Source organism: Neobacillus sp. YIM B06451 (genome assembly GCF_032667185.1).
In the GTDB taxonomy this organism is placed as follows: domain Bacteria; phylum Bacillota; class Bacilli; order Bacillales; family Cytobacillaceae; genus Bacillus_D.
The window spans coordinates 18,769-36,557 of record NZ_JAVFKJ010000019.1; the positions used below are offsets into that span (position 1 = coordinate 18,769).

Sequence of the window (17,789 nt, forward strand, 5' to 3'; positions counted from 1 at the left end):
GTATTATGCCTCCATGTCTTCTTGATATGGAGGCTTTTGTTTGCCCGGTATAAATGCAGAAATCTATAGGAGGTGTAATCATGAGCAGCGCTATCGAACAAAAGAAATTGATCGTCGATGAAATCGCCGATAAATTTAAGAACAGCGTAACATCTGTAGTTGTAGACTACCGTGGATTGAATGTTGCCCAACTAACCGAACTTCGTAAGCAGCTTCGTGAAGCTGGTATTGAATTCAAGGTTTACAAAAACTCGATGAGCCGCCGTGCGGCAGAAGCTTCCGACCTTGCTGGCCTTAATGAGTCTTTGACTGGCCCTAACGCCATCGCATTCAGCGCGGAAGATGTAGTTGCTCCAGCGAAAATCATCAATGATTTCGCGAAAAAGAACGACGCTTTGGAAATCAAAGCTGGTGTCATCGAAGGGAACGTTGCAACCGCCGAGGAAATCAAGGCACTTGCAGAACTTCCATCACGCGAAGGATTGCTGTCCATGCTACTCAGCGTGCTTCAAGCTCCTATCCGCAACCTTGCTCTTGCTACAAAAGCTGTTGCAGAGCAAAAAGAAGAACAAGGCGCGTAAGCTGACCGTTTTCGCTTTACCATAAAACCAACAAATTTGAGGAGGAAATTTACAATGACTAAAGAACAAATCATTGAAGCAGTCAAATCCATGACTGTACTTGAACTTAACGACCTAGTAAAAGCTATCGAAGAAGAATTCGGCGTAACTGCAGCTGCTCCTGTAGCTATGGTTGGCGGCGGCGCTGGCCCAGTTGCTGAAGAAAAAACTGAATTCGATGTTATCCTTGCATCTGCAGGCGATCAAAAAATCAAGGTTATCAAGGTTGTTCGTGAAATCACTGGACTTGGCCTTAAAGAAGCAAAAGACCTTGTTGACAACACTCCGAAGCCAATCAAAGAAGGCGTTTCTAAGGAAGATGCTGAAGCTATCAAAGCTAAGCTTGATGAAGTTGGAGCTAACGTCGAAGTTAAGTAATCAACCAATTAGAAAGCTCGCTGCCTAAGCGGGCTTTTTTCTGCTTTCCCTGGAGGTGGAAATGATGGCGGATCATTATTATTCACGGAAGCCGCATGTTGAGAGTGCACCAAAGCATTGGGAGTATACACTGAGGAACGTTCGTTTCCGGTTCAAGTCCGATAGCGGTGTTTTTTCAAAAAATGAAGTCGATTTTGGTTCAAGGTTGTTAATCGAAACATTTGTATTGCCTGAAATTTCCGGGCCAATCCTTGATGTGGGCTGTGGCTATGGACCAATCGGGCTAGCGATAGCCAGACAGTATCCTGGCCGCGCCGTACATATGGTGGATGTAAATGAACGCGCCCTTGAACTAGCGATGGAAAACGCAAAGGCGAACGGAGTGGAGAATGTCATTGTTTATGAAAGTGACAGGCTGACTGGCGTGCAAGAGACAGGCTTTGCCGCAATCCTTACCAATCCTCCTATTCGCGCCGGCAAAAAAACAGTCCATGATATTTTTACTCAGGCGAAAGAGAAGCTGGTGGAACTGGGCGAGCTTTGGGTTGTGATTCAGAAAAAGCAAGGAGCGCCATCAGCATTGGATAAGCTGAATGAGCTATTCGGGGAAGTGGAAGTAGTCGACAAGGAAAAGGGCTACTTTATTATCAGGGCGAAAAATGTTTGACTCGAAAATGCCACTATGTTAATATTATAAAATGCCATCATCTTATTTTCGGTACTATTCCAGATTGTCAAGCTTTTTTTGCGAAAAGGATAAAACTTTCTGTGAATGAAAAAGGAAATTCTTTTTGTATAAAACTGGTATAGGAAGGAAAAGATGACAAAATAATAGGTGAAAATGTGAAAAATGCGGTTTTTGAGTCGAAAAACCCTTTTTCTTTTTTGTCTGTTGCGGGACAACTGTCCGGCTTCAGGCTCCAAATAGATTTACATTATAACTCTTGATTTGAGGGGTGAATCAGTTGACAGGTCAACTAGTTCAGTATGGACGACACCGCCAACGAAGAAGTTACGCGCGAATCAGTGAAGTTTTAGAATTACCAAATCTTATTGAAATCCAAACCTCTTCTTATCAATGGTTTCTTGATGAGGGACTGCGTGAAATGTTCCAGGATATTTCACCGATTGAAGACTTTACTGGTAACCTATCTCTAGAATTTATTGATTATAGCCTTGGCGATCCGAAATATTCCGTTGAGGAATCGAAGGAACGAGATGTTACATATGCGGCACCGCTGCGTGTAAAAGTGCGTCTCGTCAACAAAGAAACAGGGGAAGTAAAGGACCAGGATGTTTTCATGGGCGATTTCCCGCTAATGACAGAAACAGGCACCTTTGTTATAAATGGTGCGGAACGTGTCATCGTTTCCCAGCTAGTACGCTCTCCTAGCGTCTACTACAGCGGGAAAGTGGATAAAAACGGGAAAAAAGGTTTTACAGCCACCGTTATACCGAACCGCGGCGCTTGGCTTGAATATGAAACAGATGCCAAGGATGTCGTATACGTAAGGATAGATCGTACCCGGAAGCTGCCAGTTACGGTTCTTTTGCGTGCACTCGGGTTCGGCTCTGATCAAGAAATCATCGACCTCATTGGCGACAATGAGTATATCCGCAATACGCTTGAAAAGGACAATACCGACAGCATCGAAAAAGCGCTGCTTGAAATTTATGAGAGGCTGCGTCCAGGTGAACCGCCTACGGTGGAAAATGCCAAGAGCCTGCTCGTTTCGCGTTTCTTCGACCCTAAACGATATGATCTAGCAAGTGTAGGGCGCTATAAAATCAACAAAAAGCTTCATATTAAAAACCGACTGTTTGGCCAGCGGCTTGCTGAAGCATTGGTGGATCCGGAAACCGGCGAAATCATCGCTGAAGTAGGAACGCTACTTGACCGGAGGAATCTTGACAGGATCATCCCCCACCTTGAAAAGAACATCAACATGGACAGCTACGAGCCAGGAGGCGGAGTGGTCGATGGTGAGATCGTCCTTCAGGGAATCAAGATTTTCGCGCCAACCGATGATAACGAAAAAGTTATAAATATTTTAAGCAACGCCTATGTACCGGAACAGGTAAAGAACATTACCCCGGCAGATATCATTGCTTCAATCAGCTATTTCTTCAATCTCCTTCATGGAGTGGGTGATACGGACGATATCGACCACCTTGGAAACCGCCGCCTCCGTTCTGTAGGGGAATTACTGCAGAACCAGTTCCGGATCGGGCTTTCCAGAATGGAGCGTGTTGTCCGTGAGCGGATGTCGATCCAGGATACAGCGACTATCACTCCGCAACAGCTGATCAATATCCGTCCGGTTATTGCTTCAATTAAAGAGTTCTTCGGAAGCTCCCAGCTTTCGCAGTTCATGGACCAGACGAACCCACTTGCCGAATTGACGCATAAACGCCGTCTATCAGCACTCGGGCCAGGTGGTTTGACTCGTGAGCGCGCTGGCTTCGAAGTTCGTGACGTTCACTATTCCCACTATGGGCGTATGTGTCCGATTGAAACGCCGGAAGGACCGAACATCGGGTTGATTAACTCGCTTTCATCTTATGCGAAGGTAAACCGTTTCGGTTTTATTGAAACTCCGTACCGGAGGGTAGATCCTGAAACAGGAAAAGTGACGGATCGCATCGACTATCTGACCGCCGATGAAGAGGACCTTTACGTAGTCGCCCAGGCAAACGCAAGGCTTGATGAGGATGGCTCGTTTATCGATGAGGACATCGTTGCTCGTTTCCGAAGCGATAATACGGTAGTCCCGAGGGAACGCGTCGATTACATGGATGTATCGCCAAAGCAGGTTGTATCCGCAGCGACTGCGTGCATCCCGTTCCTTGAAAATGACGACTCCAACCGCGCCCTGATGGGAGCAAACATGCAACGACAGGCTGTTCCGTTGATGCAGCCGGAAGCTCCAAGGGTTGGTACCGGTATGGAGCACGTTTCCGCGAAAGACTCCGGAGCCGCCGTCATTTGCAAACACGAAGGAATTGTTGAGCACGTTGAAGCCCGTGAAGTTTGGGTTCGCCGTGTCCAGGAAATTGATGGCCAGGAAGTAAAAGGCGACCTCGATAAATACAGGATGCTTAAATTTATCCGCTCAAACCAGGGAACTTGCTACAACCAGCGCCCGATTGTTTCTGTAGGCGACAGGGTAACCAAAGGTGAAATACTGGCCGATGGACCATCTATGGAAAAGGGCGAACTGGCTCTTGGCCGGAACGTGCTGGTTGCGTTCCTGAACTGGGATGGCTACAACTATGAAGATGCCATCATCATGAGTGAACGGCTTGTAAAGGATGATGTGTATACATCCATCCATATTGAAGAATATGAATCTGAGTCCCGCGATACGAAGCTGGGGCCGGAAGAAATAACACGCGATATCCCGAACGTTGGGGAAGATGCGCTCCGAAACCTTGATGAGCGTGGAATCATCCGTACAGGCGCGGAAGTCAAGGACGGCGATTTGCTTGTTGGTAAAGTTACGCCTAAAGGGGTAACCGAACTGACTGCCGAAGAGCGTCTGCTTCATGCAATCTTCGGTGAAAAGGCCCGTGAAGTAAGGGATACTTCACTCCGTGTTCCACATGGTGGCGGCGGAATTGTCCTGGACGTTAAAGTGTTCAACCGTGAAGACGGTGATGAGCTTCCTCCGGGCGTAAACCAGCTCGTCCGTGTGTATATCGTCCAAAAACGTAAAATCTCCGAAGGGGACAAAATGGCCGGACGCCACGGAAACAAAGGGGTTATTTCCCGAATTCTTCCTGAAGAAGATATGCCATATCTTCCGGACGGATCACCTGTGGACATCATGCTTAACCCTCTCGGCGTACCTTCCCGTATGAACATCGGGCAGGTACTTGAACTCCATCTCGGCATGGCTGCGAGGGCGCTTGGCATCCATGTTGCGTCACCGGTATTCGACGGGGCGACTGAGGAAGATGTATGGGCAACTATCGAAGAAGCCGGCATGGCCCGCGACGCGAAAACTGTCTTATATGACGGACGAACAGGCGAACCATTTGATAATCGGGTTTCTGTCGGGGTCATGTATATGATTAAACTTGCTCACATGGTTGACGATAAGCTGCATGCCCGTTCAACTGGCCCGTACTCTCTCGTTACGCAGCAGCCGCTTGGCGGAAAAGCCCAGTTCGGCGGACAGCGTTTCGGGGAGATGGAAGTTTGGGCGCTTGAGGCGTATGGCGCTGCCTATACCCTTCAGGAAATCCTTACTGTCAAATCCGATGATGTGGTCGGCCGTGTAAAAACGTACGAAGCAATTGTAAAAGGCGAAAACGTACCAGAACCAGGTGTTCCTGAGTCGTTCAAAGTATTGATTAAAGAGCTTCAAAGCCTTGGACTTGATGTGAAAATCCTGTCCGGTGATGAAGAAGAAATAGAAATGCGTGACCTGGAAGACGAGGATGATATGCAGCAGGTCGATACATTGACCATTGCTCCTGAAACACAAAGCTTCGAATCTGAGAAAGTAGGTTCAAAAGAGTAACATGGAAAAGCGGAGGCGCCTTGCGTCGGAGCTAGACAATTCTCGAAGAGAATAAGCTTTTCAGGTTTTAACCATAACCGCCCGGGCGCCATACGAGCGTCCGGGAGCCGGTTATGTCAGCTACAGGGTAAAACCTGGAGATTAAAAGGGAGGTAGGCCCCTTGCTGGATGTTAATAATTTTGAGTATATGAAAATCGGACTTGCGTCGCCGGATAAGATCCGTTCATGGTCTTTCGGTGAGGTCAAGAAGCCGGAAACAATCAACTATCGTACATTAAAGCCAGAGAAAGACGGCCTTTTCTGTGAAAGGATTTTTGGCCCAACGAAGGACTGGGAGTGCCATTGCGGAAAGTATAAGCGCGTCCGCTATAAGGGAGTCGTCTGTGACCGATGCGGTGTTGAAGTGACACGCGCAAAAGTCCGCCGCGAACGGATGGGCCATATCGAGCTTGCCGCACCCGTTTCCCATATTTGGTACTTCAAAGGAATTCCGAGCAGAATGGGACTCGTTCTTGACATGTCCCCCCGCGCCCTTGAGGAAGTCATCTATTTTGCTTCCTATGTGGTGACGGATTCAGGGGATACAGCCCTTGAAAAGAAACAGCTTTTATCCGAAAAAGAGTACCGCGCATACCGCGAAAAGTACGGAAATAAATTCCAGGCTTCCATGGGCGCCGAAGCAATCCGGAAGCTCCTTCAGGACATCGACCTTAATAAAGAGGCCGATTCCCTCAAAGAGGAATTGAAAACAGCCCAAGGACAAAGGCGCACACGCGCAATCAAGCGCCTTGAAGTCCTGGAAGCATTCCGCGGATCGGGGAATGAGCCATCATGGATGGTTCTGGATGTTCTTCCTGTAATCCCGCCGGAATTACGCCCAATGGTCCAGCTGGATGGCGGCCGTTTTGCCACATCCGACCTGAATGACCTTTACCGCCGAGTCATCAACAGAAACAACCGCCTTAAGCGCCTGCTTGACCTTGGCGCACCAAGCATCATTGTCCAAAACGAAAAACGCATGCTGCAGGAAGCTGTCGATGCGCTGATTGACAACGGACGCCGTGGACGTCCTGTAACTGGGCCGGGGAACCGCCCATTGAAATCCCTCTCCCATATGCTGAAGGGTAAACAGGGACGTTTCCGCCAAAACCTGCTTGGAAAACGTGTTGACTATTCAGGACGTTCGGTTATTGTCGTTGGCCCGAACCTGAAAATGTATCAATGCGGCCTTCCTAAGGAAATGGCACTGGAATTGTTCAAGCCGTTCGTCATGAAGGAACTTGTTGAAAAGGGCCTCGCCCATAACATTAAATCCGCAAAGCGGAAAATCGAACGCGTCCAGCCTGAAGTCTGGGATGTGCTCGAAGAAGTCATCCGTGAACATCCAGTCCTGCTGAACCGCGCGCCGACTCTACACAGGCTGGGCATCCAGGCATTCGAGCCGACACTTGTCGAAGGACGGGCGATCCGCCTTCACCCTCTTGTGTGTACCGCATACAACGCGGACTTTGACGGTGACCAGATGGCCGTGCACGTACCACTTTCTGCAGAGGCACAAGCTGAAGCGCGCCTCTTGATGCTGGCGGCTCAAAACATCCTTAACCCTAAGGATGGCAAACCGGTCGTAACGCCGTCCCAGGACATGGTATTGGGGAACTACTACCTGACTTTGGAACGCGAAGGTACGATCGGCGAAGGGATGGTCTTCAAGGATACAAACGAAGCGCTCATAGCCTACCAAAATGGCTATGTCCACTTGCATACACGCGTTGCCGTTCACGCAGGCTCGCTTAATAATGAAACATTTACCGAAGAGCAAAACAAGCAGCTGTTGATGACAACAGTCGGAAAGCTTATTTTCAATGAAATACTGCCGAAGTCGTTCCCTTACATTAATGAACCGACAAAGCACAACCTCGAAGTGAAAACTCCGGAAAAGTACTTTGTTGAAAAGGGTGCCGATGTTCGAGCGGTAATCAAGGAAATGCCGCTTGTAGAGCCGTTTAAAAAGAAAATCCTCGGAAACATCATCGCTGAGGTATTCAAACGCTTCAAAATCACTGAAACTTCGAAAATGCTTGACCGCATGAAGGATCTCGGCTTTAAGTATTCGACAAAGGCGGGGATTACGGTCGGGGTAGCCGATATCGTTGTTCTCGGTGAAAAAGAAGAAATCCTTGCTGAGGCACAAAGCAGGGTTGACAATGTGCAGAAGCAGTTCAGGCGTGGTTTGATCACCGAAGACGAACGCTATGACCGTGTCATCTCCATTTGGAGCCAGGCGAAGGATACGATTCAGGGCAAGCTGATGCAGTCCCTGAATAAGACAAACCCAATCTTCATGATGAGTGATTCCGGAGCGCGTGGTAACGCCTCCAACTTCACCCAGCTTGCTGGTATGCGTGGTATGATGGCCAACCCGGCAGGGCGGATTATCGAATTGCCGATCAAATCTTCCTTCCGTGAAGGTCTGACAGTATTGGAATACTTCATTTCCACACACGGTGCTCGTAAAGGTCTTGCCGATACAGCACTTAAAACAGCTGACTCGGGCTACCTCACACGCCGCCTTGTCGACGTTGCCCAGGACGTTATCGTCAGGGAAGACGATTGCGGAACGGACCGCGGGCTAAGGATTAGGGCATTGAAGGATGGCACAGAGGTAATCGAATCACTTGAAGAACGCTTGATTGGCCGTTATGCAAGAAGGAATATCAAGCATCCTGAAACAGGGGAAATCATTGTTCCAGAAAACGGCCTCATAACGGAAGACCTAGCCGTCGAAGTTACCAAAGCCGACATAGAGGAAGTACAAATCCGCTCGGCGTTTACGTGCAATACGCGGCACGGGGTATGTAAAAAATGTTATGGCCGCAACCTCGCAACTGGCCAGGAAGTCGAAGTGGGCGAAGCAGTCGGAATTATCGCTGCCCAATCCATTGGTGAACCTGGAACCCAGCTTACGATGCGTACATTCCACACGGGCGGTGTAGCAGGGGACGATATTACCCAAGGTCTTCCGCGTATCCAAGAACTATTCGAAGCGCGTAATCCGAAGGGCCAGGCAGTCATTTCCGAATTGGAGGGTGTCGTAGTCGGCATCAACGAAGGGCGTGACCGCCAGCAGGAAATCGTCATCCAGGGCGAAGTCGAATCACGGACTTATACAGCCCCTTACACGGCAAGACTAAAAGTCCAAGTTAACGACAGAGTTGAACGTGGCCAGGACCTTACTGAAGGATCGATCGATCCGAAAGAGCTTCTAAAGGTAACGGATGTCGGCAATGTACAGGAATACCTGCTGCGTGAAGTGCAAAAGGTATACCGGATGCAGGGGGTTGAAATCGGCGACAAGCACATCGAAGTGATGGTCCGCCAGATGCTCCGTAAAATCAGGATCATCGATGCCGGTGAAACAGATGTTCTTCCGGGCATGCTTCTGGATATCCATCAATTTACCGATGCGAATGAAAAGGCATTGTCGAACGGCAAAATGCCGGCAACAGGTCGTCCAGTCCTACTGGGTATCACAAAGGCATCACTTGAAACGGATTCCTTCCTTTCAGCGGCGTCCTTCCAGGAAACAACACGGGTGCTTACCGATGCGGCCATCAAAGGCAAGCGCGATGAGCTTCTCGGCCTGAAGGAAAACGTCATTATCGGAAAGCTCATCCCTGCAGGAACAGGAATGCAGCGTTACCGCAAGGCGGAACCGGTGACCCAAGAGGAAGAAGAAAGCATCACAATCGAATAAGAGGGCAAACCGCCTCCTTATTATCAAAGACGGCACCAGTAACCAGCCTGGTGCCGTTTTAAAGATTTTTTGGCGATGCTAAAGGGAGCCGTTATGTAAACCAAGTTGATTGAAGCGAAGGGCACCCACTCCAGCGGGATGCAGCAGCAAGGTGGAGACCCCTCGGAAAGCGAAAGCGCCTTGATCAGCCCCGACAAGCGCTGAAGGACCGAAGCGACCTCGAGGGGCTAGGCGCTGTAGCTAGACAAGCAGGCGCTAGCGCCGAGGAGGCTCCACTGACGCCCCGCGGAAAGCGTGTGCCCGGAGCGGAAATCAACAGCCAATTTAACATAGCTATTTTTAAAAAAATATAGCAAGATTAGTTGACATACACTTTTCATGATGGTAATATAGCAAAGGTGCTCCTATTCACCTGTAACTTTGGAGGATATGAACGATGTCTTATGAAAAAGTTTATCAGGCGAGGAAACTCATGATAGGAACAAAACAGGCAGTCAGAGCGCTTGAAGAAGGTACCGCCGATGAACTGGTTATCGCGGAGGATGCTGATCCGAAACTAACGGAAGCAGCCGTTGAAGCGGCCGGAAGACATGGCATACCTGTGCTGCGGGTCGATTCGATGAAAAAACTCGGCAAGGCCAGCGGCATTAAAGTTGGAACTTCTGCTGTCGCAATAATCCGTTGAAAACTGTTTTTGCAGATGCTGCTGCAAGAACTTTGTTTTTGCCTAAAAAAGAACCACCTGGATGTGTGGGTCTACAAAAGTCGTGAAGGGAGGAAAAAACATGCCTACAATTAACCAATTGGTGCGCAAGCCTCGTAAATCCGTTGAGGAAACTTCGAAGTCCCCTGCGCTTAACAAAGGTTACAACAGCTTCAAAAAATCACAAACAAACGTATCGTCTCCACAAAAACGCGGTGTTTGCACCCGTGTTGGTACGATGACTCCGAAGAAACCGAACTCAGCGCTTCGTAAATATGCTCGTGTGCGTTTGACGAACGGAATCGAGGTAACTGCCTACATCCCTGGTATTGGCCACAACCTTCAAGAGCACAGTGTTGTTCTTATCCGTGGCGGCCGTGTAAAAGACTTACCGGGTGTTCGTTACCACATCGTACGTGGCGCCCTAGATACAGCTGGCGTAAACAACCGTATGCAAGGCCGTTCCAAATACGGTACTAAGCGTCCGAAAGCACCTAAAAAATAATCATTGAACCCTAAATAGAAGATTTTCTGAAAGGAGGAAAAAATATGCCTCGTAAAGGTCCTGTTGCAAAAAGAGACGTTTTGCCAGATCCGCTTTACAATTCGAAGCTAGTTACCCGCCTGATCAACAAAATGATGATCGACGGTAAGAGAGGTACATCCCAGGCAATTCTTTATAATGCATTCGATATCATCCGTGAACGTTCAGGAAAAGAACCAATGGAAGTTTTCGATGCCGCACTAAAGAATATCATGCCTGTACTTGAAGTAAGAGCACGCCGTGTTGGTGGTGCAAACTACCAGGTTCCAGTTGAGGTGCGCCCAGACCGACGCACTACACTTGGACTACGCTGGTTGGTGAACTACGCAAGGCTTCGTGGCGAAAAGACTATGGAACAGCGTCTTGCCAACGAAATCCTTGATGCAGCAAACAACACTGGCGCATCTGTCAAGAAGCGTGAAGACACACATAAAATGGCTGAAGCCAACAAAGCATTCGCACATTACCGTTGGTAAAATAAATGCGTTTAAGCACCCGCAATGGGTCCTTAAACTAGACGAGCTATATAGAACCATACTTGGCCGGGCAAGCTTCCCGGCTTCAGGTACGGTTGCTACATAGCTGCCGAAGGATCTCTAAACACTCATACAAGGAAGGAGAAAGACCCAATGGCAAGAGAGTTCTCCTTAGAAAAAACTCGTAATATCGGCATCATGGCCCATATTGATGCGGGGAAAACAACCACCACTGAACGTATCCTGTACTATACGGGACGTATTCATAAACTTGGCGAAACTCACGAGGGTGCAGCCCAGATGGACTGGATGGAGCAGGAGCAAGAGCGCGGGATCACAATCACTTCCGCTGCGACAACTGCATCCTGGAAGAACCACCGCGTAAACATCATTGACACGCCAGGGCACGTAGACTTCACAGTAGAGGTAGAACGTTCACTGCGTGTACTAGATGGTGCGGTTACTGTTCTTGATGCCCAATCCGGCGTTGAGCCACAAACTGAAACTGTATGGCGCCAGGCCACTACCTATGGTGTTCCGAGGATCGTATTCGTTAACAAAATGGATAAGATCGGTGCGGATTTCCTTTACTCCGTAAGCACCTTGCGTGACCGCCTACAAGCAAATGCACATCCAATTCAACTTCCGATTGGTGCAGAAGACCAATTCGAAGGCATCATTGACCTTGTAGAAATGAAAGCTACTTTCTACGGTAATGATCTTGGAACTGACATTGAAGTCCGTGAAATTCCAGAAGAGTACCTTGCGCAGGCAGAAGAATATCGCGAAAAGTTAATTGAAGCGGTTGCCGAGCTTGACGAAGAACTCATGGAAAAATACCTTGGCGGAGAAGAGCTTACGAATGAAGAAATCAAAGCTGCCATCCGTAAGGGCACACTTTCTGTTGAATTCTACCCTGTTCTTTGCGGAACCGCATTTAAAAACAAGGGTGTTCAATTAATGCTTGATGCGGTAATTGACTATCTTCCAGCTCCTACTGATGTTGCTGCGATTAATGGACATGCTCCTGGCGCGGAAGAAGAAGTTATCGAAAAGCACTCAAGTGACGAGGAACCATTCGCGGCTCTTGCGTTCAAGGTTATGACTGATCCTTATGTTGGTAAACTAACGTTCTTCCGTGTATACTCCGGTACTTTAGAAGCTGGATCCTATGTCCAGAACTCTACAAAAGGAAAGCGTGAACGGATTGGACGAATCCTGCAAATGCATGCAAACAGCCGCCAAGAAATCTCTAAGGTATATGCTGGAGACATCGCTGCTGCAGTAGGTTTGAAGGATACCACTACAGGAGATACGCTTTGCGATGAAAAGAATCCTGTTATTCTTGAATCCATGAAGTTCCCTGAGCCTGTTATTCAGCTTTCTGTTGAGCCTAAGTCAAAAGCAGACCAGGACAAAATGGCGACTGCGTTGCAAAAGCTCCAGGAAGAGGACCCTACATTCCGCGCGCATACCGACCAGGAAACTGGACAGGTTATTATCGCCGGTATGGGTGAGCTTCACTTGGATGTCTTGATCGACCGGATGCGCCGTGAATTCAAGGTAGAAGCAAACGTGGGTGCACCACAGGTTGCCTACCGCGAAACATTCCGCGGCTCTGCGCAGGTTGAAGGGAAATTTGCCCGTCAATCCGGTGGACGCGGACAATTCGGACACGTTTGGATTGAGTTCTCTCCAAACGAAGAAGGAAAAGGCTTTGAATTCGAAAACGGAATCGTAGGCGGTGTCGTTCCTCGTGAATACATCCCTGCAGTACAGGCTGGCCTCGAAGACGCTCTTGAAAGAGGCGTACTTGCCGGTTATCCGCTAGTAGACATCAAAGCAAGGCTTTTCGACGGATCTTACCATGACGTTGACTCTTCCGAAATGGCGTTTAAGATTGCCGCTTCCATGGCGCTTAAAAATGCTGCTTCGAAATGTAATCCGGTTATCCTTGAGCCGATCATGAAGGTTGAGGTAGTTATCCCTGAAGAATATCTTGGGGATATCATGGGACAGATCACTGCCCGCCGCGGCCGCGTTGAGGGTATGGATGCACGAGGAAATGCACAGGTAGTCCGTGCGATGGTTCCACTATCAGAAATGTTCGGTTATGCGACTGCCCTTCGTTCTGGCACACAGGGACGTGGAGTGTTCTCCATGCACTTTGACCACTATGAAGAAGTACCAAAATCGATCTCTGAAGAAATCATCAAAAAAAATAAAGGTGAATAATTGATTTTCACCATCCAATCAAGTATAACTACTATGTAAGCATAGGCTGAGTCTGGCTTGCCATACTCAGCCCTAAATAATACTTAACTTTTTAAAATTAAAGGAGGAAATCCTAATGGGTAAAGCTAAATTCGACCGTTCCAAGCCACACGTTAACATTGGAACAATCGGTCACGTTGACCATGGTAAAACTACTTTGACAGCTGCAATCACAACTGTCCTTGCAAAAGCAGGCGGCGGTGAAGCACGCGGTTATGATCAAATTGACAACGCTCCAGAAGAAAAAGAGCGTGGAATCACAATCTCAACTTCTCACGTTGAGTATGAAACTGCTAACCGCCACTATGCGCACGTTGACTGCCCAGGGCACGCTGACTATGTTAAAAACATGATCACTGGCGCTGCTCAAATGGACGGCGGTATCCTTGTAGTATCCGCAACTGACGGCCCAATGCCGCAAACTCGCGAGCATATCCTTCTTTCCCGTCAGGTAGGCGTTCCTTACCTTGTTGTATTCATGAACAAGTGCGACATGGTAGACGACGAAGAACTACTTGAACTAGTTGAAATGGAAATCCGTGACCTTCTATCTGAATATGAGTTCCCTGGCGATGACACTCCAGTTATCAAAGGTTCTGCTCTTAAAGCTCTTGAAGGCGATGCTGCATGGGAAGAAAAAATCATCGAGCTTATGGATGCTGTAGACAGCTATATCCCAAATCCAGCTCGTGACACTGAGAAGCCATTCATGATGCCTGTTGAGGACGTATTCTCCATCACTGGCCGTGGAACAGTTGCTACTGGACGTGTAGAGCGCGGACAAGTTAAAGTTGGTGACGTTGTTGAAATCGTTGGTTTCACTGAAGAGCCAAAATCTACAACTGTAACAGGTGTAGAAATGTTCCGTAAGCTTCTTGACTATGCAGAAGCTGGAGATAACATCGGTGCACTTCTTCGTGGCGTAGCCCGTGAAGACATCGAGCGTGGACAAGTTTTGGCTAAGCCAAAGTCCATCACTCCGCACACAAAGTTCAAAGCTGAAGTGTACGTTTTGTCCAAAGAAGAAGGTGGACGCCATACTCCATTCTTCTCTAACTACCGCCCACAATTCTATTTCCGTACTTCTGACATTACAGGTATCTGTAACCTTCCAGAAGGCGTAGAAATGGTTATGCCTGGCGACAACATCGAAATGTCAGTTGAGCTTATCGCTCCAGTTGCGATCGAAGAAGGAACTAAGTTCTCTATTCGTGAAGGCGGCCGTACAGTAGGCGCTGGCGTTGTTGCTTCTATCGTTGAATAATTGGTCTTGATCAAAAGCGGATGGGTGACGACCCATCCGCTTTTTTGATTTTGATTGCCCCGTCGTAGAATGAGGATTTATCCCAACTTTTTTGGATGGAATCACATTCTGCTTAAAGATACCGCATTGGTTTGCCGACAAAAATCGAGTTTCTTCTATAGTAATGTACATTGAAAGTAATGGTGCAAAAATACGAAAAAAGCATGCAGTTTCGCAACAGACATAAAAATGAAAGAAAACATTGCAATCACTGTATAGTGCCGCTATAATAGTACAAGTGTGCGAAACATAAAAACCCCATGAAAGTTATTGCGTTCGGGCGGTGTTTTGTGTATAATAGACAATGTTGGTCTTTGACTGCGATGATGTGAGAGGTTGCTGACACACCCGGCCGCTTTGCCATGGCGAGTGTGCAGGAGATTTTCACGGAGAATGTCTATTTTTAAAATAGGCGAAAAGGAGGGAAAAATAATGGCAAAACAAAAAATTCGTATCCGATTAAAAGCGTATGATCACAGGATTCTGGATCAGTCTGCAGAGAAAATCGTTGAAACAGCCAAGCGTTCCGGTGCCGCAGTGTCTGGCCCAATTCCGCTTCCAACTGAAAAGACGGTTTACACGATCCTTCGTGCGGTCCACAAGTACAAGGATTCCCGTGAGCAATTCGAGATGCGTACACACAAGCGTCTGATCGACATTGTGAACCCAACTCCACAAACAGTTGATTCACTTATGCGTTTAGACCTGCCATCCGGCGTCGACATCGAAATCAAACTATAAACCATCATAAATAATATTATTCAGGAGGTGTGACGAATGACCAAAGGAATCTTAGGAAGAAAGATTGGTATGACTCAAGTATTTGCTGAGAACGGCGATTTAATCCCTGTAACAGTTATTGAGGCAGCTGCCAACGTTGTCCTTCAAAAGAAGACGGTTGAAAATGACGGTTATGAAGCTGTTCAGATCGGTTTTGAAGATAAACGTGAAAAGCTTGCCAATAAGCCTGAAAAAGGACATGTTGCTAAAGCGAATACTGCTCCTAAGCGCTTCATTCGCGAATTCCGCGGAGTAGACTTGGCAGCATATGAAGTTGGTCAGGAAGTCAAAGTTGATATTTTTGCAGAAGGCGACATCGTTGATGTTACCGGAGTATCGAAAGGGAAAGGATTCCAAGGCTCTATCAAGCGCCACGGACAATCCCGCGGCCCAATGGCTCACGGTTCCCGCTACCATCGCCGTCCAGGTTCCATGGGACCAGTTGCCCCGAACCGCGTATTCAAAGGCAAAGCATTGCCAGGACGCATGGGTGGAGAAGTAGTTACAGTTCAAAACCTTGAAATTGTAAAAGTAGATACTGAACGCAATTTGCTTCTTGTAAAAGGCAATGTGCCTGGAGCTAGAAAAGCAATGATTAAAATTAAAAGTGCGGTAAAAGCATAGGACTTCTTAAGAAAGGAGGAACAAAGGAATGCCTAAAGTAGCATTGTTTAACCAAAACGGTTCCCAAGTTGGGGAAATCGAACTTAATGATACAGTTTTCGGTATTGAGCCAAACCAGCATGTGCTTTTCGAAGCTATTTTGATGCAAAGGGCTTCAATGCGCCAGGGAACACACAAAACAAAAATTCGTTCTGAAGTAGCCGGCGGCGGACGCAAGCCGTGGAGACAAAAAGGAACAGGCCGTGCGCGCCAAGGTTCTATCCGTTCTCCACAATGGAAAGGCGGCGGTACAGTTTTCGGACCAGTACCACGCAGCTACAGCTACAAATTGCCAAGGAAAGTACGCAGGCTAGCAATTAAGTCAGCTCTTTCCACAAAGGTACTTGAAGAAAACATTGTGGTACTTGAAAGCCTTGCTTTCGAAGCGCCAAAAACGAAAGATTTCGTAAATGTCCTAAAAGGACTTTCCGTAGAAAAGAAAGCACTTGTTGTAACTGCTGACCTTGATGAAAACGTCGCATTGTCTGCAAGGAACATTCCTGGCGTTACAGTAGTAGCAGCCAACGGCATCAATGTCGTCGATGTCCTTAACCATGACAAGCTGATCATCACCAAAGCAGCGGTTGAAAAAGTAGAGGAGGTGCTTGCATAATGGATGCACGCGATGTCATTAAGCGCCCCGTTATCACCGAACGTTCTACTGATTTGATGGCTGAAAAGAAATACACGTTCGAAGTTGACGTTAGAGCCAATAAAACACAAGTAAAAGACGCTGTTGAAAAAATCTTTGGCGTTGATGTTGAGAAAGTAAACATCATGAACTACAAAGGTAAATTCAAGCGCATGGGCAAGTTTGGCGGATATACGAACAAACGCCGCAAGGCTATTGTTAAGCTGACTGCCGACAGCAAAGAAATCGAAATTTTTGAATCCTAGAATTTAACTAGAAGAGGAGGGAATAGAAATGGCGATTAAAAAGTACAAACCTACCTCTAACGGTCGTCGCGGCATGACAGTTTCTGATTTCGCGGAAATCACAACTAGCACCCCAGAGAAGTCTTTGTTGGCTCCGCTGACAAAAAAGGGCGGCCGTAACAACCAAGGTAAGTTAACTGTTCGTCATCAAGGTGGCGGCCACAAGCGTCAATACCGTCTAATCGACTTTAAGCGCGACAAAGATGGCATTCCAGGACGCGTTGCCACTATCGAATATGATCCAAACCGTTCAGCAAACATTGCACTAATCAACTATGTGGATGGGGAAAAGCGTTACATCCTTGCTCCTAAAAACCTTAAGGTTGGCATGGAAGTAATGTCTGGCCCAGACGCTGATATCAAAGTAGGGAACGCACTTCCACTTGCGAATATCCCGGTTGGTACAGTTGTCCACAACATCGAGCTTAAGCCTGGAAAAGGCGGCCAGTTGGTCCGTTCCGCAGGTACATCTGCACAGGTTCTTGGTAAGGAAGGCAAATACGTACTGGTTCGTTTGACTTCCGGTGAAGTCCGTATGATCCTTGCGACTTGCCGTGCTTCCATCGGCCAGGTTGGAAACGAGCAGCACGAACTGATCAACATCGGTAAAGCAGGACGTTCCCGCTGGTTAGGCAAGCGCCCAACTGTCCGCGGATCTGTCATGAACCCGAACGATCACCCACACGGTGGTGGTGAAGGACGTTCCCCAATTGGACGTAAATCACCAGTATCACCATGGGGCAAGCCAACTCTTGGACGCAAAACACGTAAAAAGAAAAACAAGTCCGATAAATTCATTGTACGACGCCGTAAAAAATAACGTGATTGAAC

Annotated in this window: 15 protein-coding genes and 1 other annotated feature (1 of these 16 running past the window's edge); all 15 genes read left to right on the forward strand. The window is 47.7% G+C overall.

What is annotated here, in order from left to right:
* Positions 1-48 (forward strand) — a sequence feature (ribosomal protein L10 leader region); it begins 96 nt to the left of the window's first position.
* Positions 49-80: 32 nt separating this feature from the next.
* Entirely contained in the window at positions 81-581 is a 501-nt protein-coding gene (rplJ, locus tag RB160_RS21680) for a 50S ribosomal protein L10 (RefSeq protein WP_316572528.1), read from the forward strand.
* A 54-nt stretch (positions 582-635) separates the two neighbouring features.
* The gene (gene rplL, locus RB160_RS21685) at positions 636-998 is read left to right on the forward strand and encodes a 50S ribosomal protein L7/L12 (protein ID WP_316572529.1); all 363 of its coding nucleotides are present in this window, start codon (positions 636-638) and stop codon (positions 996-998) included.
* A 64-nt stretch (positions 999-1,062) separates the two neighbouring features.
* Positions 1,063-1,665, forward strand: coding sequence for a class I SAM-dependent methyltransferase (locus RB160_RS21690; protein WP_316572567.1), 603 nt, complete (start codon positions 1,063-1,065; stop codon positions 1,663-1,665).
* A gap of 298 nt (positions 1,666-1,963) precedes the next feature.
* Entirely contained in the window at positions 1,964-5,524 is a 3,561-nt protein-coding gene (gene rpoB / locus RB160_RS21695; protein WP_316572530.1) for a DNA-directed RNA polymerase subunit beta, read from the forward strand.
* A gap of 161 nt (positions 5,525-5,685) precedes the next feature.
* Complete coding sequence (gene rpoC, locus RB160_RS21700) at positions 5,686-9,279, forward strand: DNA-directed RNA polymerase subunit beta' (RefSeq protein WP_316572531.1); 3,594 nt, start codon at positions 5,686-5,688, stop codon at positions 9,277-9,279.
* A 436-nt stretch (positions 9,280-9,715) separates the two neighbouring features.
* Positions 9,716-9,964: a 50S ribosomal protein L7ae-like protein gene (locus RB160_RS21705; RefSeq protein ID WP_316572532.1), complete on the forward strand. Its 249-nt coding sequence runs from the start codon at positions 9,716-9,718 to the stop codon at positions 9,962-9,964.
* A gap of 100 nt (positions 9,965-10,064) precedes the next feature.
* Positions 10,065-10,487: a 30S ribosomal protein S12 gene (gene rpsL, locus RB160_RS21710; protein WP_316572533.1), complete on the forward strand. Its 423-nt coding sequence runs from the start codon at positions 10,065-10,067 to the stop codon at positions 10,485-10,487.
* A 44-nt stretch (positions 10,488-10,531) separates the two neighbouring features.
* Complete coding sequence (gene rpsG, locus RB160_RS21715; RefSeq protein ID WP_053364766.1) at positions 10,532-11,002, forward strand: 30S ribosomal protein S7; 471 nt, start codon at positions 10,532-10,534, stop codon at positions 11,000-11,002.
* 153 nt (positions 11,003-11,155) lie between these two features.
* Entirely contained in the window at positions 11,156-13,237 is a 2,082-nt protein-coding gene (gene fusA / locus RB160_RS21720) for an elongation factor G (RefSeq protein ID WP_316572534.1), read from the forward strand.
* 115 nt (positions 13,238-13,352) lie between these two features.
* Positions 13,353-14,540, forward strand: a complete 1,188-nt coding sequence (gene tuf / locus RB160_RS21725; protein ID WP_316572535.1) for an elongation factor Tu — start codon at positions 13,353-13,355, stop codon at positions 14,538-14,540.
* A 471-nt stretch (positions 14,541-15,011) separates the two neighbouring features.
* Positions 15,012-15,320, forward strand: a complete 309-nt coding sequence (gene rpsJ, locus RB160_RS21730; protein WP_053368705.1) for a 30S ribosomal protein S10 — start codon at positions 15,012-15,014, stop codon at positions 15,318-15,320.
* Positions 15,321-15,356: 36 nt separating this feature from the next.
* A complete protein-coding gene (gene rplC, locus RB160_RS21735; protein WP_316572536.1) occupies positions 15,357-15,983 on the forward strand; it encodes a 50S ribosomal protein L3 in 627 nt (208 codons plus the stop codon).
* 28 nt (positions 15,984-16,011) lie between these two features.
* On the forward strand, positions 16,012-16,635 hold the full coding sequence (gene rplD / locus RB160_RS21740) for a 50S ribosomal protein L4 (protein ID WP_316572537.1): 624 nt from the start codon (positions 16,012-16,014) through the stop codon (positions 16,633-16,635).
* A complete protein-coding gene (rplW, locus tag RB160_RS21745) occupies positions 16,635-16,919 on the forward strand; it encodes a 50S ribosomal protein L23 (RefSeq protein WP_053364771.1) in 285 nt (94 codons plus the stop codon). The genes rplD and rplW overlap by 1 nt, the downstream gene beginning before the upstream one ends.
* A 28-nt stretch (positions 16,920-16,947) precedes the next feature.
* Positions 16,948-17,778 carry a 50S ribosomal protein L2 gene (gene rplB / locus RB160_RS21750; protein WP_316572538.1) on the forward strand — a complete coding sequence of 277 codons (831 nt, stop codon included), beginning with the start codon at positions 16,948-16,950 and terminating at the stop codon, positions 17,776-17,778.
* Positions 17,779-17,789: the final 11 nt, after the last annotated feature.